Origin of the sequence: Rhodoluna sp. (genome assembly GCF_024641065.1) — a bacterium.
Lineage (GTDB): Bacteria > Actinomycetota > Actinomycetes > Actinomycetales > Microbacteriaceae > Rhodoluna.
The window spans coordinates 14,575-40,674 of sequence record NZ_JAHEDV010000003.1 but is presented as its reverse complement, the minus strand read 5'-3'; the positions used below and the strand labels follow the sequence as shown (position 1 = coordinate 40,674).

27 protein-coding genes and 2 tRNA genes are annotated in these 26,100 nt (G+C 51.4%); 12 read left to right on the top strand and 17 right to left on the bottom strand.

All coding sequences use genetic code 11. The annotated features are described in order from the left end of the window. Positions 1-13: 13 nt before the first annotated feature. Positions 14-598, bottom strand: a complete 585-nt coding sequence (locus Q0L26_RS03340; RefSeq protein ID WP_296647388.1) for a DUF305 domain-containing protein — start codon at positions 596-598, stop codon at positions 14-16. Between the two features lie 60 nt (positions 599-658). Between Q0L26_RS03340 and Q0L26_RS03335 the strand changes: the two genes are divergently transcribed. Next, positions 659-1,264 (top strand): LysE/ArgO family amino acid transporter, encoded by a 606-nt coding sequence (locus Q0L26_RS03335; protein ID WP_296647386.1) that lies wholly within the window; start codon positions 659-661, stop codon positions 1,262-1,264. Between the two features lie 51 nt (positions 1,265-1,315). Further along, positions 1,316-2,530, top strand: a complete 1,215-nt coding sequence (locus Q0L26_RS03330; RefSeq protein ID WP_296647383.1) for an MFS transporter — start codon at positions 1,316-1,318, stop codon at positions 2,528-2,530. A gap of 54 nt (positions 2,531-2,584) precedes the next feature. Here the strand turns inward: Q0L26_RS03330 and Q0L26_RS03325 are convergent. The 9 genes from Q0L26_RS03325 to dnaA all read right to left on the bottom strand — a co-directional run bounded on the left by Q0L26_RS03325 (position 2,585) and on the right by dnaA (position 12,678). Further along, a tRNA-Ala gene (locus Q0L26_RS03325) sits at positions 2,585-2,657 on the bottom strand. A gap of 33 nt (positions 2,658-2,690) precedes the next feature. Then, positions 2,691-2,767: transfer RNA gene (locus Q0L26_RS03320), tRNA-Ile, on the bottom strand. A gap of 62 nt (positions 2,768-2,829) precedes the next feature. After that, entirely contained in the window at positions 2,830-3,243 is a 414-nt protein-coding gene (locus tag Q0L26_RS03315) for a DUF3566 domain-containing protein (protein ID WP_296647380.1), read from the bottom strand. After that, on the bottom strand, positions 3,240-5,786 hold the full coding sequence (gyrA, locus tag Q0L26_RS03310; RefSeq protein WP_296647378.1) for a DNA gyrase subunit A: 2,547 nt from the start codon (positions 5,784-5,786) through the stop codon (positions 3,240-3,242). Before gyrA ends, Q0L26_RS03315 begins: the two co-directional genes overlap by 4 nt. A 36-nt stretch (positions 5,787-5,822) precedes the next feature. Then, positions 5,823-7,754: a DNA topoisomerase (ATP-hydrolyzing) subunit B gene (gene gyrB, locus Q0L26_RS03305; protein WP_296647375.1), complete on the bottom strand. Its 1,932-nt coding sequence runs from the start codon at positions 7,752-7,754 to the stop codon at positions 5,823-5,825. A gap of 187 nt (positions 7,755-7,941) precedes the next feature. Next, the gene (locus Q0L26_RS03300; protein WP_296647372.1) at positions 7,942-8,427 is read right to left on the bottom strand and encodes a DciA family protein; all 486 of its coding nucleotides are present in this window, start codon (positions 8,425-8,427) and stop codon (positions 7,942-7,944) included. Beyond that, complete coding sequence (gene recF / locus Q0L26_RS03295) at positions 8,420-9,586, bottom strand: DNA replication/repair protein RecF (RefSeq protein WP_296647370.1); 1,167 nt, start codon at positions 9,584-9,586, stop codon at positions 8,420-8,422. Before recF ends, Q0L26_RS03300 begins: the two co-directional genes overlap by 8 nt. Positions 9,587-9,632: 46 nt before the next feature. Continuing rightward, positions 9,633-10,775, bottom strand: a complete 1,143-nt coding sequence (dnaN, locus tag Q0L26_RS03290) for a DNA polymerase III subunit beta (protein ID WP_296647369.1) — start codon at positions 10,773-10,775, stop codon at positions 9,633-9,635. 469 nt (positions 10,776-11,244) lie between these two features. Beyond that, the gene (gene dnaA / locus Q0L26_RS03285; protein ID WP_296647366.1) at positions 11,245-12,678 is read right to left on the bottom strand and encodes a chromosomal replication initiator protein DnaA; all 1,434 of its coding nucleotides are present in this window, start codon (positions 12,676-12,678) and stop codon (positions 11,245-11,247) included. Positions 12,679-13,072: 394 nt separating this feature from the next. Between dnaA and rpmH the strand changes: the two genes are divergently transcribed. From rpmH to Q0L26_RS03240, 9 genes are all read left to right on the top strand, one after another. After that, positions 13,073-13,210, top strand: a complete 138-nt coding sequence (rpmH, locus tag Q0L26_RS03280) for a 50S ribosomal protein L34 (RefSeq protein ID WP_138276009.1) — start codon at positions 13,073-13,075, stop codon at positions 13,208-13,210. A 48-nt stretch (positions 13,211-13,258) separates the two neighbouring features. Then, a complete protein-coding gene (gene rnpA / locus Q0L26_RS03275) occupies positions 13,259-13,606 on the top strand; it encodes a ribonuclease P protein component (RefSeq protein ID WP_296647359.1) in 348 nt (115 codons plus the stop codon). After that, the gene (gene yidD, locus Q0L26_RS03270) at positions 13,607-13,909 is read left to right on the top strand and encodes a membrane protein insertion efficiency factor YidD (RefSeq protein WP_296647356.1); all 303 of its coding nucleotides are present in this window, start codon (positions 13,607-13,609) and stop codon (positions 13,907-13,909) included. A gap of 3 nt (positions 13,910-13,912) precedes the next feature. Next, entirely contained in the window at positions 13,913-14,866 is a 954-nt protein-coding gene (yidC, locus tag Q0L26_RS03265; RefSeq protein WP_296647353.1) for a membrane protein insertase YidC, read from the top strand. Between the two features lie 5 nt (positions 14,867-14,871). Next, positions 14,872-15,372 (top strand): R3H domain-containing nucleic acid-binding protein, encoded by a 501-nt coding sequence (locus tag Q0L26_RS03260; RefSeq protein ID WP_296647350.1) that lies wholly within the window; start codon positions 14,872-14,874, stop codon positions 15,370-15,372. 91 nt (positions 15,373-15,463) lie between these two features. Beyond that, positions 15,464-16,102: a 16S rRNA (guanine(527)-N(7))-methyltransferase RsmG gene (rsmG, locus tag Q0L26_RS03255; protein ID WP_296647348.1), complete on the top strand. Its 639-nt coding sequence runs from the start codon at positions 15,464-15,466 to the stop codon at positions 16,100-16,102. A gap of 25 nt (positions 16,103-16,127) precedes the next feature. Next, on the top strand, positions 16,128-16,304 hold the full coding sequence (locus Q0L26_RS03250) for a hypothetical protein (protein ID WP_296647346.1): 177 nt from the start codon (positions 16,128-16,130) through the stop codon (positions 16,302-16,304). Continuing rightward, positions 16,304-17,206 (top strand): ParA family protein, encoded by a 903-nt coding sequence (locus Q0L26_RS03245; RefSeq protein WP_296647343.1) that lies wholly within the window; start codon positions 16,304-16,306, stop codon positions 17,204-17,206. Before Q0L26_RS03250 ends, Q0L26_RS03245 begins: the two co-directional genes overlap by 1 nt. Continuing rightward, on the top strand, positions 17,196-18,173 hold the full coding sequence (locus tag Q0L26_RS03240; protein WP_296647340.1) for a ParB/RepB/Spo0J family partition protein: 978 nt from the start codon (positions 17,196-17,198) through the stop codon (positions 18,171-18,173). The genes Q0L26_RS03245 and Q0L26_RS03240 overlap by 11 nt, the downstream gene beginning before the upstream one ends. 48 nt (positions 18,174-18,221) lie before the next feature. On the opposite strand, the gene Q0L26_RS03235 is transcribed toward Q0L26_RS03240, so the two are convergent. From Q0L26_RS03235 to Q0L26_RS03205, 7 genes are all read right to left on the bottom strand, one after another. Continuing rightward, a complete protein-coding gene (locus tag Q0L26_RS03235) occupies positions 18,222-19,193 on the bottom strand; it encodes a D-alanine--D-alanine ligase (RefSeq protein ID WP_296647338.1) in 972 nt (323 codons plus the stop codon). A gap of 2 nt (positions 19,194-19,195) precedes the next feature. Beyond that, a complete protein-coding gene (locus tag Q0L26_RS03230) occupies positions 19,196-20,455 on the bottom strand; it encodes a PLP-dependent aminotransferase family protein (RefSeq protein WP_296647335.1) in 1,260 nt (419 codons plus the stop codon). Between the two features lie 25 nt (positions 20,456-20,480). Continuing rightward, positions 20,481-20,801, bottom strand: a complete 321-nt coding sequence (trxA, locus tag Q0L26_RS03225; protein ID WP_296647332.1) for a thioredoxin — start codon at positions 20,799-20,801, stop codon at positions 20,481-20,483. A 75-nt stretch (positions 20,802-20,876) separates the two neighbouring features. Next, entirely contained in the window at positions 20,877-21,797 is a 921-nt protein-coding gene (gene trxB, locus Q0L26_RS03220; protein ID WP_296647329.1) for a thioredoxin-disulfide reductase, read from the bottom strand. Between the two features lie 60 nt (positions 21,798-21,857). Beyond that, entirely contained in the window at positions 21,858-23,483 is a 1,626-nt protein-coding gene (gene murJ / locus Q0L26_RS03215) for a murein biosynthesis integral membrane protein MurJ (RefSeq protein ID WP_296647326.1), read from the bottom strand. Beyond that, positions 23,480-24,049, bottom strand: coding sequence for a DUF6049 family protein (locus tag Q0L26_RS03210; RefSeq protein WP_296647323.1), 570 nt, complete (start codon positions 24,047-24,049; stop codon positions 23,480-23,482). Before Q0L26_RS03210 ends, murJ begins: the two co-directional genes overlap by 4 nt. Beyond that, positions 24,049-24,528 carry an NUDIX hydrolase gene (locus tag Q0L26_RS03205; RefSeq protein ID WP_296647320.1) on the bottom strand — a complete coding sequence of 160 codons (480 nt, stop codon included), beginning with the start codon at positions 24,526-24,528 and terminating at the stop codon, positions 24,049-24,051. The genes Q0L26_RS03210 and Q0L26_RS03205 overlap by 1 nt, the downstream gene beginning before the upstream one ends. A 65-nt stretch (positions 24,529-24,593) precedes the next feature. On the opposite strand from Q0L26_RS03205, the gene Q0L26_RS03200 reads away from it, so the two are divergent. Beyond that, positions 24,594-26,012 carry a CCA tRNA nucleotidyltransferase gene (locus Q0L26_RS03200; RefSeq protein WP_296647318.1) on the top strand — a complete coding sequence of 473 codons (1,419 nt, stop codon included), beginning with the start codon at positions 24,594-24,596 and terminating at the stop codon, positions 26,010-26,012. The last annotated feature ends 88 nt before the right edge of the window (positions 26,013-26,100 follow it).

Below are 26,100 nucleotides of genomic sequence, written 5' to 3'. Positions count from 1 at the left end.
GCTCTATTGTGGGTTATTGGCCGAGCAAACCTTGCATGTATTCAATTTCTTCGGTTTGTGAGCTAGTGATTGCCTCGGCAAGCGCGCGGGCCTCATCATTATCTGAGTTCGCAATCATCTGGGCCATCTGAATTGCACCCTTGTGGTGTTCGATCATTCCTTCGAGATAGAGCTTGTCAAAATCAGCGCCCTTGGCAGCCTTTAGGGCATCCATTTGCGTGTCTGAGAGCATCCCGTTCATTCCCATGTCGTGACCCATATCCATGGATGCATCTGAATCGGTCAGCCACTTTTTCATTTGGGTGATCTCGGGGGCCTGAGCTTCTTTAATCTGCTTAGCCAAAGCCAAAATTTCGGGATTTGTGGTGTTGGTCTCAGCCAGCACCGACATATCGACTGCCTGCTGGTGGTGAGGAATCATCATTTGCGCGAACATTACATCGGTGCCCGAATAGGTACCGTGACCTTGGTGCATTCCGTTCATGCTGCTTGCGTTTGGCTGATTGATGTTAATCGTGCATCCGGTTAGCAAAGTTGCGGTAGCCGCGGTGGCAATAGAAATCGCAATGAACTTTGAACGCTTCGAGGTTTTATTCATGACTTCAATTAAGCACGGATGTCTGGGCGTTCGCTGTGAGTGTTTGGCTAGACTCGCTTGATGGACGTTTTACTGACCGGCTTTCTAACTGGGCTCTCGCTGATCGTGGCGATTGGCGCTCAGAACGCCTATGTGTTGCGTCAGGGTCTTGCTCGAAATCATATTTTTCTTGTAGTTCTCATTTGTGCCGTCTCTGATGCTCTCTTGATTTTCTTGGGCATTGGCGGCTTCGGCACAATCATTCGTCAGATGCCGCTGGTTCTCGAAATTCTAAGAGTTGTTGGCGTCGGCTATTTATTGTTATTCGCGATTCGATCAGCAGTTAGCGCTTTCAAAACCGAGGTTCTACTGCCGTCTGAGGCTGAACCTAAATCTGCCTGGGCTGTGGCCATCGCTGTTTTGGGGCTCACATATCTAAACCCGCATGTCTATCTCGACACCGTGCTTTTTCTAGGAACCCTCGGGGCACAGTTCGGAGATTCGCGTTGGCTATTCGGTGCCGGTGCCGCGGCCGCTTCAGTGCTTTGGTTCTGCACCATCGGTTTTGGCGCTCGGGCAGCCTCAAAGCTTATGGCCAGACCCATCTTTTGGCGAGTGCTCGATCTTGCAATCGCGGCCGTAATGCTTGCAATTGCATTCAGTTTGGCGTTCACCGACCTCAGTTAATTCACCTAATTTGATAAACACCAATCATTTGAAAGGTATTAGTCTTTAGCCATGACTTTTGCTGCAGATTTCTCTGCCAAAGCGGTTCGCGCCTGGCACATCACCATTTTGGTTTACTTCACCATTTTTGGCATGACCTTCTCATCACTCATGGTGAGATTTCCGCTGGTGCGTGAACTGGTTCATGTCACTACGGCCGAGCTTGGGCTGATTCTGTTCTTTGGTTCGATCGGCTCGATTGTTTCTGTCACCCTCGCAGGCAAGTTCATCGCGAGATTCGGCACCCGCATCGCGATTCTCACCGGCATCACCATTGTGACAATCGGCTTTGTGGGTCAGGTTTCGTTCATCAGCGCTGGGCTACCGATTGGCTATGCGGTTCTTGCCCTTTTCACTGGTTTAGGCATGGGCATCGCCGACGTTGGCATCAACGTTGACGGAGCGGCTATCGAAACAGCCACGGGAAAAACAGCCCTGCCAAAGATGCACGCGGGTTTCTCAATCGGTTCACTCATCGGTGCAGCCATCGGCATCGGTGCTGCTGCCATCGATTTCTCGTTGCTCTGGCAGATCTACATTCTCAGTGCAATCACGATTGCTGTGCCTCTGCTAACTGCTCGCCTATTGCCACCAGGCAACGGTATTGAAATTAAGACTCCCAAGGATGCCCCTGGCTCAACAGATAAGCCGGAATCGGCCAAGGCTGTCTGGAGTGACCGACGCATTGTCTTCTTAGCTCTTGGAATTCTCGGCATCACTGTTGCTGAGGGTGCCTCGAATGACTGGCTAACCATTGCTCTAGTTGACGACTACTCAGCATCAGACACCAATGCCGGAATCGGCTATGCAATTCTGTTGGCTGCAATGACCCTGACCCGCTTCTTCGGCGGCAACCTGGCTGACCGTTTCGGAAAGGCTCGCACCCTGCAGGTTTTGGCCGCAGCCGGAATCCTTGGCCTGTTGCTAATCATCTTTGGCGGCAACCTCTACCTAGCTTGGTTTGGTGCCTTGCTTTGGGGTTGCGGCGTTGCACTTGGCTTTCCGCTTTATCTCTCAGCTGCAGGTGAGGGTGAAGACCCTGCCCGCAAGGTTGCCTTTGTGGCCAGCGCCGGCTATCTGGCGTTCTTGGTTGGCCCTCCGAGCCTCGGATTCTTGGCTCACGCCTGGGGTGCGACAAACATGTTGTTAGTGCTGGTTGCGGCTCTGGTTATGACTTTTATCTTCGCCACCGGTGCGGGAAACAAAGTCTCCAAGCCCGGCAACTAATAAATCTGGTTAAAGAAAAACACCCTCCATTTCTGGAGGGTGTTTCCACTTGCGTGGAGATTAGGGGGGTCGAACCCCTGACCCCCTGCTTGCAAAGCAGGTGCTCTACCAACTGAGCTAAATCCCCGTTCGGGAGCCTTCTCTTGTGGAGATGGCTTCCTGGTGGGCCTAGGAGGACTTGAACCTCCGACCTCTTCATTATCAGTGAAGCGCTCTAACCACCTGAGCTATAGGCCCGTGTAGCTCTCACAAGAATACAAGGTTTTTTGCCCAAGGTCAAAATAACCCTGGAATTGACCTTAGTTGTTTGTGAAACCCACAGAGATTCCACCGGTAATGCGGCCGATCACGTTGAAGATCAGGGCTGATACGCCGGTAAGAATGGTGCCGATCACAATGTTGAACAGTGCGATGGTGAATGCAAAGGTCATAACCTTTGGCAAGCTCAACTGTTGACCAACGTCAACCGCGCCAGAACCTGATTCGGTTCCGACAACGCCGTTGATTAGCTGACTTACGCTATCAAAGACACCGGTGCTGCTGATTGCCAACCAAACCACGAATAGGCCGACCACGGTGGCGATTCCCATGGCAAGAGTGACTAGAAAACCAGCTTTCACGGCTGACCAAAAGTCAATGTGAACCAGCTTGAGCTTTACCTGCTTTACGGCAGGCAAGTTTTTGTTAGCTAGTCGTGCAATCTTTTCTCTCACTCTGCTGCTCCTTCGGGGGTGCTGTCGTCAGCTTCGGTTTCTGCTCCGTCAATAATCTCATTAGTTTCGAGATTGCGCTCGGTGTTTTTTGCGAGACCGATGATGTTGTCATCTTCTTCGAATCGAGCGAAGACAACGCCCATGGTGTCGCGACCCTTAGCCGGAACCTCGTTTACTGCTGAACGAACAACCTTGCCTGAAGCTAGAACTACGAGCACTTCGTCATCCTCGGCCACAATGATGGCGCCAACCAGGTCGCCACGCTTTTCTTCAAGCTTGGCTACCTTGATGCCCAAACCACCGCGGTTCTGGCCGCGGTATTGAGAGACATCGGTGCGCTTGGCATAGCCGCCCTCGGTCACAACAAACACAAATGATTCATCGGTGTCGTTGATCACACTGGCTGAGAGCAGGTGGTCGCCTTCTCTAAAGTTCATGCCGATGTTTCCTGAGGTGTCGCGGCCCATTGGGCGAAGTGACTCGTCACTTGCCGAGAAGCGAATCGACATACCCTTGCGAGATACCAAGAGCAGGTCGTCGGCCTCTGAAGCCAACATCGCTGAAACCAACTCATCGCCTTCGCGAAGCTTGATAGCGATGATGCCTCCGGTGCGGGCGGTGTCATAAGCCTCAAGTGAAGTCTTCTTGACTAGGCCTTCGCGAGTGGCAAGCACTAGATAAGGAGCTACCTCGTAGTTCTTGAGGTCAAGAACCTGAGCAACTTGCTCATCTGGTTGCAGAGCTAGCAGGTTAGCAACGTGCTGGCCCTTGGTGTCGCGGCCACCCTCTAGAACTTCGTATGCCTTGGTGCGGTAAACGCGGCCCTTGTTGGTGAAGAACAACAACCAGTGGTGAGTGGTCGTAACAAAGAAGTGCTCAACTACGTCATCGGCACGAAGGTTTGCGCCCTTAACGCCCTTGCCGCCGCGGTGCTGCTGGCGGTAGTTGTCGCTCTTGGTGCGCTTGATGTAACCGCCGCGGGTCAATGAAATAACCATTTCCTCTTCAGGAATCAGGTCTTCCATTGATACGTCGCCGCCGTAGCCCATCATGATTTCGCTGCGACGGTCGTCGCCGTGCTTGGCTACAACCTCGTCTAGCTCTTCGCTGATGATTGCTCGTTGGCGAACTGGGTCGGCGATGATGGCCTTGTAATCAACGATTTGCGCTTCAAGCTCGGCGGCTTCGTCAATGATCTTCTGTCGCTCAAGTGCTGCAAGCTGGCGCAACTGCATGTTTAGAATTGCGCGAGCCTGAAGCTCGTCGATGGTCAAAAGTTCCATCAGACCGTCGCGAGCTTCATCGACGTTTGCACTCTTGCGAATCAAAGCAATTACGGCGTCTAGCGCGTCGAGAGCCTTTAGGTATCCGCGAAGAATGTGTGCGCGTTCTTCTGCCTTGCGAAGTCTGAACTGGGTGCGACGAACAATAACTTCAACCTGGTGAGTAACCCAGTTGCTAATGAAGCCATCCAAGCTCAAAGTGCGAGGAACACCGTCAACCAAAGCCAACATGTTGGCGCTGAAGTTTTCTTGCAGCGGGGTCAGCTTATAAAGGTTGTTCAGAACAACGCGAGCAACGGCGTCTTTCTTAAGAACAATCACCAAACGCTGGCCGGTACGACCTGAAGTCTCGTCACGGATGTCGGCGATGCCGCTCAAGCGACCTTCTTTGACCAAACCAGCGATTTTCTCAGCGAGGTTGTCAGGGTTCACCTGATATGGAAGTTCAGTAACTACCAAGCAGGTGCGGCCGTGAAGTTCTTCAACGTTGATGATCGCGCGCATGGTGATTGAACCACGGCCGGTGCGATATGCGTCTTCGATGCCCTTGCGGCCAAGAATCTGTGCTCCGGTTGGAAAGTCTGGGCCCTTGATTCGCTCAATCAGCGCTTCAAGTAGCTCTTCTTGGGTTGCTTCTGGGTTCTTCAGGAACCACTGAGCGCCATCGGCAACCTCACGAAGGTTGTGAGGTGGTATGTTGGTGGCCATACCAACCGCGATACCAATCGATCCATTGATTAGCAGGTTTGGAATTCGGCTCGGAAGAACGGTTGGTTCTTGAGTGCGGCCATCGTAGTTGTCTTGGAAATCAACGGTTTCTTCGTCGATATCGCGAACCATCTCCATTGCCAACTGAGCCATGCGGCACTCGGTGTAACGAGGAGCAGCGGCAGGGTCGTTACCCGGAGAACCGAAGTTTCCCTGGCCTGAGATCAGTGGGTAGCGCAGGTTCCAATCCTGAGTCAAACGCACCATGGTGTCATAGATTGCGCTGTCACCGTGAGGGTGGAACTGACCCATTACGTCACCGACAACGCGGGAACACTTTGAGAACTGCTTGTCTGGTCGGTAACCGCCGTCAAACATCGCATAAATCACGCGACGGTGAACTGGCTTTAGGCCGTCACGAACATCTGGCAGCGCTCGACCGACGATAACGCTCATTGCGTAGTCGAGGTAGCTGCGCTGCATTTCGACCTGAAGGTCGACCTGCTCTACGTTGTCTCTAAGTGCTGGCACGTTGGTAGTTTCTTCAGCCATGATTTCTCTTCTCTAAATCTCTCGGTTGCCTTCTTCCTAGATGTCTAGGAATCGGACATCCTTTGCGTTCTGCTGAATAAAGGTGCGGCGTGCATCCACGTCTTCGCCCATCAGCGTGCTGAATACTTCGTCGGCAAGCGCTGCGTCTTCAAGAGTTACCTGAAGAAGCGTGCGCTTTTGAGGATCCATGGTGGTGTCCCAAAGTTCGTCGTAGTCCATCTCACCCAGACCCTTGTAGCGCTGGATTGAATTCTCTTTAGGAATACGCTTGCCCGCTGCGGCACCATCGGCCAGAGCCTTGTCGCGCTCTGCGTCTGAATAGACGTATTGGTGCTCTGAGTTAGACCACTTGATCTTGAACAACGGTGGCTGTGCAAGGTAGACGTATCCGTGCTCAATAAGCGGGCGCATGTAGCGGAACAACAGGGTCAGAATCAGGGTGCGAATGTGCAGACCGTCAACATCGGCGTCGGCCATCAAAATGCACTTGTGATAGCGGGCCTTGCTCACATCAAACTCTTCGCCGATTCCGGTGCCGAATGCTGTGATGATTGCCTGAACCTCAGCGTTGCCAAGAGCTCTGTCTAGTCGAGCCTTCTCAACGTTCAGCACCTTTCCGCGAAGCGGAAGAATCGCCTGAGTCTCAGGGTTGCGGCCTCGAACGGCAGAACCACCCGCTGAGTCACCCTCTACCAGGTAAATTTCTGAAAGTTCTGGCTTGCGGCTTGAGCAGTCGCGAAGCTTGCCAGGCATGCCGCCTGATTCAAGCAAGCCCTTGCGTCGAGTTGCTTCACGTGCCTTGCGGGCAGCGTGACGAGCAGTGGCTGCCTGAATGGCCTTGCGAATAATGTCTTTGGCAACGTTTGGGTTGCGTCCGAGCCAGTCGCCCAGCTCTTCGTTGACCACGCGCTGAACAAATGCCTTGGCCTCGGTGTTACCCAGCTTGGTCTTGGTCTGACCCTCGAACTGAGGTTCTGAAAGCTTGACCGAGATCACGCAGGTTAGGCCTTCGCGGCAGTCATCGCCCGAAAGATTTTCATCCTTCTCTTTTAGAAGGTTCTTCTCACGGGCATATTTGTTCAAAAGCGAGGTCAGTGCCGCTCTAAAACCCTCTTCGTGGGTTCCACCCTCGTGAGTGTTGATGGTGTTTGCATAAGTGTGAACGCTTTCGTTGTAGGCGTTGGTCCACTGCATGGCAATTTCAACCGAAAGGTTTTTCTCTTTGGTCTCTGACTCAAAAGAGATGATCTCTTCGTTCACGATCTCGTTCTTCTTTGACACGTTGAGGTACTCAACGTAATCGCGAAGGCCGTTCTCGTAGTGATAGGTGTCGGTGCGGCCGGTTCGCTCGTCTTCAAGCGAAATGCGCAAACCCTTGTTCAAGAAACACATCTGCTGAAAACGCTGACGCAAAGTTTCGTAGTCATATTCAACAGTCTCGAAAATCTCTGGGCTAGCCAAGAATTCAATGGTGGTACCGGTGTAGTCAGCTGGTTCGCCCTTTTCGAGCGGGGCGTCAGGAACACCAATCTGATAGCTCTGGTTCCACAGGTAACCCTCGCGAGCAACCTGAACCTTCAACTTCGTTGATAAAGCGTTAACCACGGATGCACCCACACCGTGCAGACCACCTGAAACGGCATAACCGCCACCGCCGAACTTTCCTCCGGCGTGAAGAATGGTCAAAACCACCTGAACGGTTGAGATTCCCTCGGTTGGGTGTACAGAAACTGGAATGCCTCGGCCGTTGTCAACACAGCGGATCCAGCCATCTTTGGTGATGGTCACCTTGATGCTGTCGCAATAACCTGCCAGAGCCTCATCAACTGAGTTGTCGACGATCTCATAAACCAGGTGGTGCAAACCACGTGGACCGGTAGAACCGATATACATTCCGGGACGTTTGCGAACCGCTTCTAGGCCCTCGAGGACCTGGATATTTCCGGCGTCGTAAGTGTTATCTGTCATTATCGGTTTTGCTCCTTATTCACGTGGTTAGGCCCAAGGAAAAGCGGCGTTAAAACCGGCTGATATTCGGGGTAACTAACTACCTCAAATTCTACCTTTTTGGGGTGACAAAACCCCTGATTTGTGAACTGTGTCGAAAGGCAAAAATCCGCGTCACGACGGGGATTTTGGGTACATCAACGAAGGTTTATCCGTAGGTGTCGCGAGGGCCTCGGCCAGGTATCGATCTTGGGCCTTTTTTCCAGCTTGGAGCGTCTGGTCCGAGCAGCTTTAAAGCATCGATTTTCAGGCTCGGATACCCCTCGTTTATCTTCTCTAGAATCTGAATTTGCATCAGCCTCAACTGAGTCGCCCAAGCCGTAGATTTGCATCGAACCGTGAGGGTTGAATTCACCAGAGTTTCAGGGTGTGAGTTCGCCGCATTGGTCTCACCGACAATCTGAGACCAATTTGAAAACAGTTCGGCCTCGGCCAGTTGGTTTTCCCACCTGAATGACTTCAACAAGCCGTCCAGGCTATCGCCAGCCTTGATCGGGTCGCGACCCTTACCAAACGGAACCGAATTGGTTTGCTTGGCTTTTTCGGCGATGCGCTTTGCCTCGCGAGTCAATCGGCCGGTAACCGCCTCGCGCATCTGCCAATAAAACTCTTGGGCGAAATCTCGCTTATCCATTGGTTACCTGACCCGACGCAACTCTAAAAACAGTGGCAATAAGTTGCTGTGGCACATCCTCGGCCACAGCAGCGGTGATCAACACCTGCTCATTGTTAGCAACCATAGCTGCCAGCCGTTCACGCCTACCGGCATCGAGTTCGGCGAAGACATCATCCAAGATCAAAATTGGGTCACCCGAGCGGGTTTCTGCCCTGAGTAGGGCAATTGATGCCAAACGCAATGCGAGCGCATAAGACCATGACTCGCCGTGGCTTGCATAACCCTTTGCCGGTAGGGTGCCGAGCATCAACACCAAGTCATCTCGATGTGGGCCAACCAGGGTTATTCCGCGCTCAAGCTCTTTAGGTCTAACCAGGGTCAATTTGCTGCGATAAAGCTCTTCAATTTCTTGACGATCTGTGATGGTGATGAATTCTAGATTTTCAGCATCTTCGTCACTCTGCACAATCGCCGAGCCAAGCAAACTCGAACGGACCAAAATTTTCGGCTCATTATTTGCAATTGCAATCGATTGGTAGGCCTCAAACAGATGCGGACGCAGTCGTTCAACCAAATCAAGCCTTGCAGCGATGATTTCTGATCCATAACTGATCAGCGATTGATCCCAGGCATCGAGAGTGCTGAGCGCCGAACCTTTGGCGCCTGTTTGTCTGGCTGTCTTCAACAGGGTGTTTCGCTGTTTGAGCACACGTTCGTAGTCTGAATAAACGCCGGCAAATCTCGGCCAGACCTGCACCACCAATTCGTCAATGAAGGCTCTTCGGTTGCTGGGGTCGCGTTTCACGATGTCTAGATCTTCAGGTGCAAAAGTGACCGAGTTCACATAACCAAGGATGTCCCTTACCCGTGCGGCCGGAGATTTGTTGACCCTGGCCTTATTCGGGGTGGTTCGGTTCAGTTCTAGCTCAATCAACATGTCTCGATCATCGAAACTAGCTAATGCTCTGACTACCGCCTGCGGCTGCTCTTGCCTAATCATCGGAACATACCCAGCAACTCGGTGACTGCTGAGTGTTGATAAGTAGCGAATAGCCTCGACCAGGTTGGTCTTGCCCTGGCCATTAGGGCCAACCAAAAGGTTTACGCCTGGCTTTAGCTCTACCTCGGCCGTTTCGTAGTTACGAAAATGGGCGAGCGACAGATGCTTTATGTACATCCGTGCCCGCCCTTTTCGTTAACTTATTTATGCCCAGCTAGTTGATTTAGCGAACCAAAAGATTTGGCTGAAGCAAGTAGCGATAGCTGTCTGACTCAGTCTTCTCTTTTGAACCGTGGCTCGAGATAAGAACTGGTCCTGGCTTGTTTGGGTTGTCGTTGTTTGTGAAAGCGATTTTCACGAATTCACTGTGAACGCCGCCAAGACCGTCAATCAAGAACTGAGGCTTTAGAGAAACAACTATTTCTTTGCCTGAAAGCTCAGAGTTGATGTTTTCAGAGGCCTGTGCGGTTTCGTTTCCGGTGGCTTCAAGTGAAACCGAACCCTCTTCGAAACTGTAACGAAGTGGGCTTTCGCGCTCTAGAACTAGAGACACGCGCTTTGTTGAATCAATTAGTTCTTGAGTGGTTACTACAGCGTAGTTTTCTATGTCACTTGGGAACAAACTCTTAACCGGAGGAAAGTTACCCTTCAACAAGAGCGATGTAACTGATCGGTTGTTGGCCTTGAATGCAATCATTTCGCGGTCATCGCTTTTTGCGATGGCAATTGAAATCTCACCCTGATTACCGAAAGTCTTGGCTACTTCTTGAAGAGTGCGAGCTGGAACCAATGCAACAGCACCGATTGCATCTTTGTTTGCTGACCAGGCAGCTTCACGAAGAGCAACTCGGTAGCGGTCGGTAGCAACAAATGACAGTGACTTTTCGCCAGCCTCGATTTGAACACCGGTAAGAACTGGGGTCACGTCATCTTTAGAAGCCGCAACGGCAACCTGCTGAACAGCGTGTGCAAATGCTTCACCGGTGATAGTTCCAGAAATTGCTGGAATCTCAGGAAGAGTTGGGTACTCCTCAACTGGCATGGTCAAGAGTGAGAACTTGGTTGATCCACAAGAAACGGTAACTTTTGAGCCATCGGTTTCGAATTCAACCGGTGCGTTAGGCAGCTTGCTGGCAATTTCTGAGAGCAGTCGACCTGAAACCAAAACTCGGCCAGATGACTCTACTTTTGCAACAATCTCAGCCTGGGCAGAAACTTCGTAGTCGAACACTGATAGACGAAGTGCATTGGCATCAGCTTCGATCAAAATTCCACCAAGAATTGGCAAAGTTGTGCGCTGTGGCAATAGACGAACAGCGAATGAAACTGCCTCGCTAAGGACATCCTTGTTTACTTGGAACTTCAAGACTTTTCCCCGAATCTGCGCAGGTAGTTGCGCATTGGTTTCTAGGGCTTAATCTTGGCACAGATTGGCCTTAAAATGAGTTTTTTTCAGGGATGCGCCGTAGATTCAGAAAACCCAAAGAGTTATCGATTTATTTAAATCTTTAAATATTTAAAACAACACTATTAACCCCTGTGGAAAATGTGGATAAGTCTGTTAATAGCTTTAGATTCAACGGAACCACATCGATGTAAGTTGTTTATACACCTGTGGAATATTCTGTGGATAACTACCTGGCCTGTTAGTAGTAATTTTTCTGGTCACAAGCTATTTAGCTTTAGTTCACTGATATCCGAGAGTTATCAACAGTTATCCACAGATATGTTCATATGTTTATTTTTCAACAAAATGTAGAAAAACCACCATTGCTGGTGGTTGCAGATCTATTTTTAGGTGGCACGTGAAACGAGTCACGATAAATTGCAGACATTTAGCCGCGTGAGCCAGCCTTTATTCTTGAGATGATCTCGGTGACCTGGTTATAGACATAGCGTCGTTCGCTCATAAATTCGGCAATTTTGCGTTGGGCATACATCACGGTGGTGTGATCTCTTCCGCCAAACAGCTGGCCAATTTTAGGGAGTGAAAGGTTGGTCTGTTCGCGGCAGATATACATAGCAATCTGGCGAGCAAGAGCAATAGCAGCAATACGAGATGAGCCATAAAGGTCATCTGGGGTGATTTTGTAATAGGTGGCCACAGCATTGATGATTTCAATCGGGGCAATCACTTGATCAGAGCCAACCGGAACAATGTCTTTCAAAACAGTTTGAACCAGCTGCATGTCAACCTTTTGACGGTTCAATGCTGCGAAGGCATTTACACGGATGAGTGTGCCTTCGAGTTCGCGGATGTTTGAAGATACGCGAGCTGCCATGTACTCAAGAATTTCGTCGTCAACGCGTAGCTTGTCGTTTTCGGCTTTTTTGCGGAGGATCGCGATGCGAGTTTCTAGCTCAGGTGCCTGAATGTCGGTCATCAGACCCCACTCAAAACGAGAAAGCATTCGATCTTCGAAGCCGGTCATCTGCTTTGGTGGCAGGTCACTTGTGATTACAACCTGTTTGTTGTGATCGTGAAGCGTGTTGAAAGTGTGGAAGAACGCTTCTTGGGTTTGGTCTTTACCCTGCAGAAACTGAATGTCGTCAATCAGTAGAACGTCAATGTCGCGGTATTCAGCCTGGAAGGCACTGGTGCGGTTGTTCTGAATTGCGTTGATGAAGTCGTTGGTGAATTCTTCGCTTGAAACATAGCGAACCTTGATTCTTGGATACAGGTTCAGCGCATAGTGGCCGATTGCATGAAGCAGGTGGGTTTTACCCAGACCAGAATCTCCATAGATGAATAGAGGGTTATAGGCCTTGGCCGGAACTTCAGCTACTGCAAAAGCGGCAGCGTGGGCAAAGCGGTTTGATCCACCGGTAACAAAGCTGTCGAAGGTGTACTTCGGGTTCAAGCGAGAGTCCTGAGTTCCAGGGTTTGATGCGCCGGCAGAAACCGACTCGTTGAAAACCACCGGTGAACCAAGTGGGTTCATGGCCTGTGGGCGACTGATTTCTGGAACCGCGGCGACTGCAGGTTCAAAAGCGGCTTCAATTTCAGGGTTGACCACTGCTGCAAAGTTTGTTGGGCCGCCAAAGTCAGCGTTATTTGCCAAAGCATCAAGGATGTAAGGACGCATGCGAAGGTGAACCATTTCGCGTGTTAGTTCGTTTGGAACCTCGATGTACAGGGTTTCACCCAAAACACCTTTTGGTTCTACCAAATTCAAAAAGCCGAGCATCTGTGGAGTGATGCGATCGTCGCCGTTTAGCTTGTTAGTAAGTGAGTGCCATAGTCCGGCGACTGCTTGAGTATCTGGCATTCGGCACTCTCCTTCCCCTCGGCGCTTTACCAATAATTGACTACTCTATAGCCAGTTGTCCACAGGGTTATCCACCAGGTGCACTTTATGTGGATAACCACACTTTCTAGAAACACAACTGTTTTCTAGTTCGACTACTGATTCAACTAAAGGCGGTGGCTTAAAAGCAAATTAAGACGGTGTGTCGAATCTAAGTTTTTTTCTTAGTTTGTGAAATACTTTTGATTTTTTTCTGAAAACACCTTGAAAAACTTGACCACCCTTTATAGGTGGCGTAGGTTTAACAGGTTGCTCTGCAGTGGGAACGGCGGATGCAGCTTCAGTTGGTTAGCCAACACGAGCGAATTTTGTTCCCAACCTCAAACTTGCAAGATCCAATAACGGAGAAGAATCCATGTCGAAGCGTACTTTCCAGCCGAACAACCGTCGTCGTGCAAAGACCCACGGTTTCCGTCTACGCATGCAGACCCGTGCCGGCCGCGCCATCTTGGCTGCTCGTCGTCGCAAGGGCCGCTCAGAGCTTTCTGCTTAGTCCAGGCTTATTGCCTAAACCGGTCTAAAGAACCCCAAAGGTCAACACATGTTGGCACGCGAGAATCGGCTAATCAAGGCTGATGATTTTCGTACGACTATGAAAACTGGTCGAAAAGCGGGTTCAGACCACCTAGTCATCTATCTGAAGCGGGATGAGGCATTGCCTCAGGCCCGCTTTGGCTTTGTTGTGGCAAAAACCGTGGGCGGCGCAGTCAAGCGAAACCTTGTAAAGCGTCGAATGCGCGAAATCGCTCGTGAATTGCTCAAAGAGCTTGGCTCTGGGTTCACGATAGTGGTTCGGGCTCTCCCGGGTGCTGCAGAAGTTGACTGGGAACAGCTCAGAAACGAACTCAGATCCGCAGTGTTCACAGCGGTGAAGAAGGCGCAAGCATAGATGAGGCTTTTGCTAAGCATCTGGTTAGTGCCAAGAAATCTTGTTGTGCTTTTCATCAAGTTCTATCGCAAAGCAATTTCTCCACTTTATGGAGATGTCTGTCGGTACTACCCGACTTGCTCGGCATATGGCTTGGGTCAATTCCAACAACGCGGCGTGATTGCTGGAGCAGTTCTAACTGCTTTTCGCATTCTGCGTTGCAACCCGTGGTCGCAAGGTGGCGTCGACGAGGTAAAACCCGGTTCAGGCTTTTTTCGGGTAACCGAAAAAGGTTTCGTAGTTCCAAACCTTAAGAAGGGTTAGTAAATGCCAGATCTTTTATGGCCAATCAAGTGGGCAGTTGAGCTCATCCTGGTTGCTTTTCACACTCTATTCACCGCAATTGGCATGGATGCAGCTCAGGGTATTACCTGGGTACTTTCAATCATTGGTCTAACCGTGGTTGTTCGTGCGGCACTCATTCCAGTGTTTGTGAAGCAAATCAAGAGCCAGCGCAACATGATGGCTGCGCAGCCAGAGATTCAGAAGCTTCAGAAGAAGTACAAGGGCAAGACTGACCGCGATTCACGCGAGAAGATGGCCAAAGAGCAGATGGAGCTTTATAAGCGCACTGGCTCTAACCCATTGAGCTCATGCTTGCCGCTGCTGATTCAGATGCCTATTTTCTCTGGTTTGTTCTTTGTTTTGAACGATGCCCAGCACTCGACCACTACTGGCAAGGGTGGCGTTGGCCTACTAAACCTTGACCTGGCCCAGTCTTTCGCAGGCGCAGACCTGTTTGGTGCTCCTCTTAAAGACACCTTCCTTTCAAGCAACGAGCTTGAGGTCAAGTTGATTGCCGGAATCATGATCATCGTGATGACTCTGTCTCAGTTCATTACTCAGAAGCAGATCATGTCGAAGAACCAGAACCCAGACGTGATGAACTCTCAGTACATGCAGACTCAGAAGATCATGTTGATCCTGTTCCCTATCATCTTCATGATTTCCGGTATCTCGTTCCCACTCGGCGTTATGTTCTATTGGTTGGCGTCAAACTTCTGGACCATGGGTCAGCAGTACCTGGTTATTCGTAACATGCCAACCCCTGGTTCAATCGCGCACAAGGCTCGTGAAGAGCGCCTCGCTAAGAAAGGCAAGCTCAGCTTGCTAACCAAGAACGAGGTTGTTGAAGTAGTTGAAGAAGAAAAGCCTCGTCAGCGCACTCAGCCGGTAGGCAAAACCCGCGCTAAGAAGCCTGCAAACAAGAGCAAGAAGTAGGAATCATGACTGCAGAAGAACTAAAACCAGCTGAAGAGAACTCAGTAAAGGCTCTTGAAGAAGAGGGCGAGATTGCCGCTGACTACCTGGAAGAGCTGTTAGACATCTTTGACCTTGATGGCGACATCGAGATTGACGTTCGTCAGGGCCGCGCTTATCTAGAGGTAACCGCTAACGGAGACAGCAACCTGCGCTTGATTTCTGAGCCTGAGACCGTTGAAGCTCTCCAGGAGCTAACCCGCCTGGCTGTTCAGGTGAAAACCACTAGCTTTAGCCGTCTTATCTTGGATGTTGGCGGCTCGCGTCAGGCGCGTGTAGATGAGCTAACCCGCATCGTCAACAAGCTAATCGCCAAGGTGAAAGACACCGGCGAGACTGTGCCGATGAAGCCTATGTCTTCATACGAGCGCAAGATCGTTCACGACATCATCTCTGAGGCTGGCCTAGTGTCAGAATCTGAGGGCGAAGGTCGCGACCGTCACATTGTGATCAAGCCAGCACAGTAATTTCTAGGAATGTTTCACGTGAAACATTCCGGTTTATTCACAAAGGGTCGGGTATCCCCCGGCCCTTTGTTTTTCTTAGGAAAATAGAACTATGAGCGATTCTCAAGATTTTTCACCTGAAGTCGAGCCAGCCGCGGCAGCCAAAATATTTGGCGCCGGAATCGACAAGGCGCGTGGTTATGCCGCAGCTCTGGTCCGCGACGGCGACGAGCTTGGATTGCTCGGTCCTCGAGAAATGCCCAAGCTGTGGACTCGCCATATCTTGAATTCGGCCGTAGTCGCCGAGTTGGTGCCACCCGGTGCGAGTGTTGCCGATGTGGGTTCTGGTGCTGGTTTGCCAGGTATTCCTATGGCAATTGCCCAGCCGCAGGCCAGTTTTGTCCTAATCGAACCAATGGAGCGACGCTCAAATTGGCTATCACAGCAGGTTGCTGAGCTAGGGCTCGACAATGTGCGTGTGGTGCGTGCCCGTGCCGAAGAAGTTGGCGAGGTTTTTGACATTGTGACTGCCCGAGCAGTATCCGCTCTGCCTAAATTGCTTCGAATGACGGTTCCTCTAACCCGTCACGGGGGCGAAATCATTGCACTAAAGGGCTCTAAGGCCGCAGAAGAAATTGAAGACTCGCGTGGTCTGATGAAGAAATTGAAGATCGCCGGTATTGAAATTGTTCTCACTGGCGCACAGCAACTAGAAGAACCGACCCGAGTCGTTCGAACTACGCTAGTCTGATTTTTTACAGTCTTTTGGAGAATCTTTGAGTAATTCATCGCAAGCCAGCCAGCCAGCAGAGCACACGGCAGTAACCGCCGCCACTGTTGTTGCCGGTTTGGGCTACCCATCAGATCGAAAAGAAACCAGCCCAGAGCCAACTGGCTGGCTCAATGTTTCACGTGAAACATCTGAAATCTCTGCTTCGGGGGCATCCAAGTAATGAGTTTTGCTGACAACACTCCCCTCGCCAGAGAACTGGCTGATACCACTCGCCGCCTTCAGGTCTTGGCTAAACAGCAACCGCCTAAGCCAAACCGCACTCGCGTTATCTCGGTTTCTAACCAAAAGGGTGGCGTTGGCAAAACCACAAGCACTGTAAACCTTGCCGCAGCTTTGGCAAGTAAAGGGTTAAAGGTTCTAGTTATTGACCTTGACCCACAGGGTAACGCCTCTACGGCACTGAATATTCCACACGCCAAGGGCACCAAGGGCATTTATGACGTGATCATTGATGGCGCTAGCTTTGCAGAGGTTGTGCAGCAGAGCCCTGAAAACCCAAATTTGACCTGCATTCCGGCAACCATTGACCTTGCTGGTGCCGAAATATTGATTGTCACCGAGGTAGACCGCCCAAACTGGCACTTATTGCTCAAGAACGCCCTGGATGCCTACATCTCCCCAGACTCAGGACACCAAGCGCCGGACTACATCTTTATTGACTGCCCGCCAAGCTTAGGCCTGCTCACTGTCAACGCATTTGTAGCCGCGACCGAGGTGCTTCTTCCGATTCAATGTGAATACTATGCACTTGAGGGCCTGTCACAGCTGATGGAGAACATCGAGCGCATTCAAAACGCTTGGAACCCGCAGTTGGTTCTCTCAACGATTCTTTTGACCATGTATGACTCACGCACTCGCCTGGCATCACAGGTAGTTGAAGATGTTCGCACCTATTTTCCGGCTCAAACTCTCGATTCAGTTATTCCGCGCAATGTTCGAGTTTCAGAGGCCCCTAGCTTTGGTCGCACTGTGATCACTCACGATCCGTCTTCACCGGGCGCAATCTCATACTTAGAAGCAGCAATCGAAATCGCATACAAGGGAGCACAAAATGGCAGATAAGAAAGTTGGCCTTGGCCGCGGAATTGGTGCCTTGATTCCGAGCGCATCACCGGCAACGGATCGCCCAATTGATGTTTTCTTTGGCGCAAACTCTGGATCAACCACCCCAGAGGCCAGTAATGGCGCGGATTCTGGCCTTGTTGCTGTTCCTGGAGCCAGCTTCGGACACCTCGCACTGAACTCGATTATTCCTAACCCTCAACAGCCACGTGCGGTTTTCGAACCAGATGCGTTCGCTGAGCTGGTTCACTCTGTTCGTGAATTTGGTGTGCTGCAGCCGATTGTGGTACGCCCGCTTGGCGAGCAAGATGGCAAGCCTACTTATGAATTGATCATGGGTGAACGTCGCCTTCGTGCTTCAAAAGAGGCCGGCAAGACCCACATCCCAGCGGTAATTCGTGAAACCGCTGACGACAATATGTTGCGAGACGCGTTGCTCGAGAACATTCACCGCGCAAACTTGAACGCACTTGAAGAGGCCAGCGCTTATCAGCAACTATTGAGTGATTTTGGCATCACCCAAGATCAGCTTGCTGAAAAGATCGGTCGCTCACGCCCACAGATCACCAACACCATTCGTTTGCTCAAACTGCCAGTTGCAGTTCAGCAAAAAGTTGCAGCAGGCGTGCTCAGCGCGGGTCACGCTCGCGCTATTTTGAGCGTGGTTGACGCAAACCGCATGGAGTATTTTGCTAATAAGGTAATCAACGAGGGCCTCTCGGTTCGCTCGCTTGAAGAACTGGTAGCTCTCGACAAGCCCGCTACCCCAAAGCCAGGTAAGGCCTCGATTACTCCAGGTGGTCGTCAAGACACTTTGAAAGACTTGGCTGTTCGCGTTGGTGATCGACTAGACACCAAAGTCAGCATTGTTTTGGGCAAAAAGAAGGGCCAATTGGTCATCGATTTTGCAACCGTGGGCGATTTGAACCGCATTTTGCGCGAATTGGGCATCGAAACCAACCACTAAACCCGCTGGTTTCACCGCAAAATGGCTCCTGTGGAGCCTAAAACGAGGTTATCCGCGGTTATTTCTGGCCGCTTCGGCGAGTGAGTAATAAACCTCGCCCAAAGAGTTGCCCGAAGCCACGATCGCCTGAGGCAAAAGTGAAGTGTCGGTTAGCCCCGGAAGCACATTCGCCTCAAGGAACCAGGCCACACCCTGCCCATCGATAATCATGTCAATTCGTGAAATGTGGCGAAGGCCAAGTTCTTCATGCGCCGCAATTGCCATTGCTGAAGCTTTTTCAGCCGCAACGCCATCTAGGCGAGCTGGCACGTAGTAGTTTGTTTCACCAGCGGTATAGCGCTCGTCATAACCAAAGTGCCCAGCAACCGGTTCAATTTCTACGGCAGGCAATGCAATTGGCCCGGCGCCAAGGTCAATTACGCTAACCGCCAGCTCGGTACCTTCGATAAATTTCTCAATCAAGGCCACATCGCAATAGACGTAGGCGTCAATCATGGCCCGGTTTAGCTCAGATTGCTCATGCACGATAGTGACTCCCTGTGCTGAACCACTTCTGGCTGGCTTGACCACTACCGGCAGAGCAATCGAACTGGTTACTGCCTTTAGTACCGACTCAGCGTCTAGTTCGCGAAAGGTTTCTTTCGGAAGGGTGATTGATGGAGGAGTAAGAATGCCGGCTCTAGCCACCAAAACCTTGGCAATTGATTTATCCCAGGCTAGACGAGCTGCAGAAGCGGTTGCGCCGACAAATGGCACACCGGTAAGGCTAAGAACATCGCGAAGTGCGCCGTCTTCGCCGCTGGCACCGTGCAAACAAGGCCAAATTACGTCTGGCTTGTCTTTAAGAATGTTGTTGAGCAGGTTTGAGTCTGGCTCGCGAATTACAACACTCGCGCCAAAATCAGTGAGTGCGTCAGCTACGCGGCGACCAGACTTCAATGAGATATCTCGCTCATGGGAAATTCCTCCAGCGAGTACCTGAATCTTCAGTTTGGCTGAGGCTTTGCCCTTGGGGATCATTTTTAGCTTCCTTTTTTAGAAAAGGTTTCTAATAGTTCGGTCTGGAGGTTGATGACATTTGCAAGTCGCTTGATTCCAACGTTGATGTTCTCTGGCGTTGGGTATGAGTAACAAATTCGAAGCTTATTCTGGCCAGTGCCATCACCATAAAAGGCGGTGCCAGGGGTGTATGCCACAAGTTCTTTGACGGCAAGCGGCAACATGGCCTTAGAGTCAATGCCCTCTGGAAGTGTCACCCACAGGTAGAAACCACCATCTGGGCGAGTTGTCTCAAGTTTCGGAAGGTATTCCTGCATTGCAGACAGCGCGGCATCGCGACGCTCACGGTAAACACCACGGAACGTGTCGATCTGACCCTGCCAGTCAGCGGTCGATAGGTATTCGCTGATCATCATCTGGCCGAATGAAGTCGGGCACAAAATGGCTGATTCATTGGCCAAAACAAGCTTGTCGCGGATAGCCGGCGGTGCCAACACGTAACCAACACGGAAACCAGGCACCAGAATCTTAGAGAATGAGCCCAGGTAGATAACACCCTCTTCATCCATGGAACGAAGGGCGTCAGGCACCGGCTTATCAAAGTACAAAAGCCCGTATGGGTTGTCTTCGAGCACCAAAATGTGCTCGCGACGGCAAATTTCAAGAATTTGAGGGCGTCGTTCGGCAGAAAGCGTCACACCAGAAGGGTTCGCAAAGTTTGTGACCAAATAAAGGAACTTGATCTTGCGGCCCTGCGCCTTCATTCGGTCGATTGCCTCCGACAATGCCTCAGGTGAAATACCAGCATCATCGGTGTACACGTGCTCAACGTGTGCTTCGTAGTGGTTGAAAATACCCAAAGCACCCACGTATGAAGGGCCTTCGGCAAGAACCACGTCACCAAGGTCAAGGAAAAGACCAGAAAGGAGGTCAAGACCGTGCTGAGAGCCAGTGGTGATTACGATGTCTTCAATTGAACTGGTAATTCCCTCAAGAGCCATCAGGTCGCGAATCTGGTCACGTAGAACAGGGTCACCCTGCCCGCTGCCATACTGCATGGCAAGAGCACCACGCTTTGACATCATGCCCTCGTAGGTCTGCTGAAGCAGTTCTTGTGGCAGAGCCGAAACGAAAGGCATTCCACCGGCAAGTGACACTACCTCGGGGCGAGAAACCACCGAGAACAGGGCCCGAACTTCAGAAACGGCTAGGGTTTGCGCGCGGTCAGCGTAGGCGTCCAACCAATGATCGAGGTTGTTTCCTTGCTGCTCGCTATCGTTCATTCGATAAGTCTAGTAAAAACAGGCCTTAACCCAAGAATTCAGCAAGGTCGTTGACCAAGATCTGCTTTGGCTTTGCGCCCACCATAGCCTTGACCAACTGGCCACCCTTGAACACCTGAAGCGCTGGGATGCCGGTAACGCCGTACTGCTGAGCCAAGCCAGGCTCGTTGTCAACGTTGACCTTTACGATCTCAATCTTGTCTGCGTATTCACCAGCAATCTGGTCAAGAATCGGTGAAACCTGACGGCAAGGGCCACACCATTCAGCCCAGAAGTCAACTAGAACTGGCTTTGGGTTCGAGAGAACATCAGCCTGAAAGCTTGCGGTGGTTACGTCTTTTGCCATTTTTGTTGCCCCTTTTTCTAAATTTCTTGTTATTCGACTTTAATAACAGAGTTTCACGTGAAACTTCTGCAAAAACTAGTGGTTAGCCAGGTAGTGCTCTGCATCCAAGGCAGCTACGCAACCAGAGCCAGCAGCGGTAATCGCCTGACGGTAGGTCGGGTCGATTACGTCACCACAGGCAAAAACGCCAGGCAGGCTGGTCTTTGAGCTGCGACCCTCAACCTGGATGAATTTCTCAGCGGTTAGTTCAATTTGGTTTTCAACCAACCAAACGCGTGGGTCGTTACCAACAGCGATGAACAGGCCATCCAAGGCCAACTCTGAAGTGCTGCCGTCAACGGTGTTGCGCAGAGTCACTGACTCTAGCTTTGCGTCACCGTGAAGCTCGGCGATTTCACTGTTGTAGATGACTTCGATCTTTGGGTTAGCCAAAGCGCGGTCTTGCATGATCTTTGAAGCCTTGAAGGTGTCGCGACGGTGAATTAGGTGCACCTTAGATGCGAAACGAGTCAAGAAGCTGGCTTCCTCCATCGCGGAGTCACCGCCACCAACAACTGCAATGGTCTTTTCACGGAAGAAGAAGCCATCGCAGGTCGCACACCATGAAACACCGTGACCGCTGAGTTCTTTTTCGCGAGGCAAACCAAGCTCGCGATAAGCAGCTCCGGTAGCCAAAATCACGGTCTTGGCCTCGAAAGTCTCGCCACCACCGGTCTTAACGATCTTTACGTCGCCCTTGAGGTCTACCTCGACAACGTCATCCAAGAGAATTTCGGTACCAAAACGCTCAGCCTGAGCCTGAAAATTAGCCATAAGCTCTGGGCCCTGAAGACCTTCAGGAAATCCAGGAAAGTTCTCAACCTCGGTGGTCTTCATTAGCTCGCCACCGGCTTCAACCGAGCTGGCAATTAGTAGCGGCTTGAGGCCTGCACGAGCAGTGTAGATACCAGCGGTGTAACCAGCCGGGCCGGAACCAATAATGATGACGTCGCGCAAAATATTCTCCTCGAGCACTCGCTCGTAATAAAACGATGAATTCGCTTTAGATAGCCAATATTAGCGGCGCAAAATTCCCTTGATGCCAGCAAAGACCGTGTCTATTTCACGAACTTTGAGCAAACGCAAAACCATTACATAAACACCGAGCATGATGGTGCCGATGATGATCATTGAAACAAGTGAAGACATCACAGAATCGAGCACGAACGAACCAGCTGAGATGCCACCTAGAACCTGAATGGTTGAGAAACCCGCAACCATAGAGACCGCAGCGGCGCTGATGAATTGAACCCCGGCTACGGCAATTTTGTGTTCACCCAGCGGCCCGATTTGCCGAGTAAGCAACTTGAAGGCGATTACCGACTGAATAACCAGCGTGAAGCTGGTCAAGGCGCCAAGAGCCATGACGATTGAGTCAGCCGGAACAATGACAGCCATGGTTAGTGAGCCCGCGACGTGAATCAAGATTTGAATCGAAGTGAATAGAAACGGTGTGCGGGTGTCTTCAAGAGCGTAAAAAGCGCGCTGCATCATGAAGACAAAGCTGAATGGCACGAGCCCAAACATCAAGGCAATCAAAACGTTGCCAAGGGCGATTGTTGCCAAAAACTCGCCCACGAAGATGCGCGAAACCGGGTACGCCATCACGATTAGCGCTACGGTTGCAAAAACCGAAATCACGGCAATCGAACGAAGTCCAGCTGCCAAATCAGCCTTTAAAAGGTGCATTTTGCCATCTTGAACGTGAGTCGACATTTTTGTGAAATAGGCGGTTGCTATCGAAACAGTGGCAACCGAGTGAGGCAGCATGAAGATGAGCCAAGCAATCGCTGCCGCGGCTACACCGGCAACGGCCGGGTTGGTAGCGCGGGCTTCGACTGCACCCGAGGCCACAATGGTTTGCACCAAACCACCGAGTTGCGTGATCAAAACCATGCCAAATGACCAAGTAGCGGCCTTAAGAGCAGGACGAAGCCCAAAGCCCCTCCACTTGAAGTTGAAATTCAGTTTCAACCCAATGTGGCGCCAGGCGAATAACAAAATTAGGGCTTGAGCGGCCACACCCGCGGTAGCAGTGCCAGCTAGAAGGGCGATTTGCGAGGCATCCCAGTTTGAAACAGCGCGAGAACCGGTCGGGTCAGCGCCAAAAATCAAAACGAAGGCAGCCAAGCCCAGAAGCGAAACCAGGTTGTTCAACACCGGCGCCCAGGTGTACGGGCCAAATGCGCTTCGAGCGTTCAATACCTCGCCCAAGATGGCATAAAGCCCGTAGAAAAACAGCTGAGGCAAGCACCAGTAGGCAAATGCTGTTGCTAGGGCCAGCTGATCGGCCGACCAGCCCTTGGTATAGAGCGAGACCAAAAGCGGTGCGGCAATGGTTGCTGCCAGCGTGACCACGAAAAACACCGTGATGATCAGTGTCAAAAGGCGATCAATGTAGCCTTTGCCGCCATCCTGGTTAGATCTGGCCTTGACGATCTGAGGAACCAGAACGGCATTTAGCAAACCGCCAACAATGATGGCGTAGACGTTGTTTGGCAGCTGATTGGCAACACCAAAAGCATCAGCGGCATCGGTGGTTACGCCAATGGCCAATGCCAAAATAACTGCCCGGGCAAAGCCGAGCACTCTAGAAATGACCGTGCCACCGGCCATCAACATCGATGATCTTGCGACGCTCAAACTGAAGCCTCGGCGAGAGTTCGACGGTTTTTGCGCAAGGTTCTAATCACGCCGAATGTGCCGAGCGTTAGTACCGCAGCACCAAAACCAAGCAGCATGACAAATTCAATGTCGGCATTAACCTGCATCTCAAGACCAACCGATTCGCCGATCTTGATTCCAGAAAAAGTGGTTAGCCAAACCTCAAGCGCGACCTCACCGTTAGCAATCGCCTGAACCGGCACCTGCGCATTCACGGTTGTGAAAGCTGGCACGACAATTTCAACTGCTTTAGGCAAGCTAACTCGGTTGTTATTAGCTCGGATGTGAACGTGCACGCGCAACTCGGTGTCGTAGTTGTTTTGAATACGCACCGGAATCTTTGATTCACGTGAAACCAGGTTGATGCTCGAACCGCGAACTACAAAAATGCCTTTTGGAGTTTGCCATTGGCCATCGACAATCTCGCTGCTTGGAGAAACAGCAACGACAGACTTGCTTGGCAAGGCACTTGCCGGCGATGAACCAACAATGGCAATTCCAGCGGCCAAAATCATTGCCGAGCCGGCAGCGAGCAGACGACGCACTACTTGTGTCTCGCAATCCACTCTTGAACACCGCGGGCAATTCGACGCTCGTTATCGTGAGCGAGGGATTTTTGTAAACCCTCGACCTCGAACCACTGAACATCCACGGCCTCGTGCTGAGGGTCATTCTCAACGGTCAAGAAACCACCAATTTGGCGCATTAGAAAGTGGTGAACGGTCTTGGTGATCAGCTTGCTTCCGGCTGAAAACTCATAAGTTATTTCGCCGAGTGGCTCGATAATCTCAACTTCAAGGCCGGTTTCTTCGGCAATTTCACGGATAGCCGCTTGTTCGAGACTCTCGTCACCCTCGGGATGCCCCTTTGGAACACACCAATCAATACGGCCGCCGCGGCTGGTTCGGCCAATCAATGCAACACACTCAGAGCCGTCGGCCGAAAGAACGAACCCTCCGGCAGATGTCTCGTTGACGCGCGTCAAGCGTCGACCACGGTTGGCGGCGGCGCTGGTTGCATTCATAAAGCAAGCCTAAACCTTCGCGCTCAAGGCAGGGAGTTAGAAAACCCTGTGGCACGATTGAAGGCATGCGCACTGTGGCAGAAGCTTTGGCAAATCTTGAACGGACAACCGATAGTCCGCTATTTGTCACACTCGGTCGCATTTTTACTGAAGCCGGCCATGAGATTTCGCTGGTCGGTGGCCCAGTTCGCGATGCCTTCCTCGGTCGCAAATCACCAGACCTAGATTTCACCACTTCGGCTACCCCGGATGAAACCCTCGCGATTCTCAAGCCTCACGTCGACGCCCACTGGGATATCGGTCGTGCCTTCGGCACCATCGGCGCACGCATGGGCGATGAAACCATCGAAATCACCACTTATCGAGCCGATAAGTATGACCACGACTCACGCAAACCAGAGGTAGCCTTTGGCAAGAGCCTCGAAGACGATCTGTTTAGACGAGACTTCACGGTGAACTCGATGGCACTTCGTCTTCCTGACAAGGTTTTCGTTGACCCGTTCAAAGGTTTGCAAGATCTGCTCGACGGCATTCTTCGCACCCCGGGTAAGCCCGAAGACTCATTCAGCGACGACCCACTGCGCATGATGCGCGGCGCGAGGTTTGCATCCCAGTTGGGCTTTGAGATTGAACCGGCAACTTTCGAAGCCATGCAGGCGATGGCTGACCGCATTGAAATTATTTCGGCTGAACGAGTGCAGGTTGAACTGACCAAGTTGATTTTGGGTGCCAACCCTCGCGCCGGCCTGACGGCTTTGGTTGACAGTGGTTTGGCTGCCCTGGTTCTGCCTGAACTGCCAGCGCTAAAGCTTGAAACTGATGAGCATCACCACCACAAAGATGTTTATGAGCACACGCTCACCGTGGTCGAGCAAGCAATCGACTATGAAAAGGATTACAACCTCGAGGCTGATTTCATCTTGCGATTTGCTGCACTGATGCACGACTGCGGCAAGCCGGCAACCAGACGCCTCGAGCCGGGCGGCGCTGTGTCGTTTTATCACCACGACATGGTTGGTGCCAAGATTGCAACCCGTCGCATGAAGGCGTTGCGTTTCGACAACGACAGCATCAAGGCCGTATCAAGGCTGATCGAACTACACCTTAGATTTTTTGGTTACAGCGACCAAGCCTGGAGTGATTCGGCAATTCGTCGTTATGTTCGCGATGCGGGTGACCAACTTTTGCGCCTGCACGCCCTAACCCGAGCCGACGTCACCACTCGCAACAAACGCAAGGCCGATCGCCTGGCCCACGCCTATGACGATCTCGAACAGCGAATTGCCAAAATTCAAGAAGAAGAAGAGCTGAATGCCCTTCGACCTGACCTGTCTGGCGAAGACATCATGCGCATCCTGGGTTTGAAACCATCCAAGGATGTCGGCGAAGCATATAAATTCATGATGGAACTGCGCTTGGATAATGGGCCGCTTGAGCCAGAAGAAGCCGAAAAACGCTTGCTTGAGTGGTGGCAAAGCCGCTAGGCTAGAGAGGTTGTCTATTGGGCCATGTCCCATGTTTTCGACAACGTCTATGCAAGACCCTCCTGTCACGGAAAGTCCGTGGCCGCTC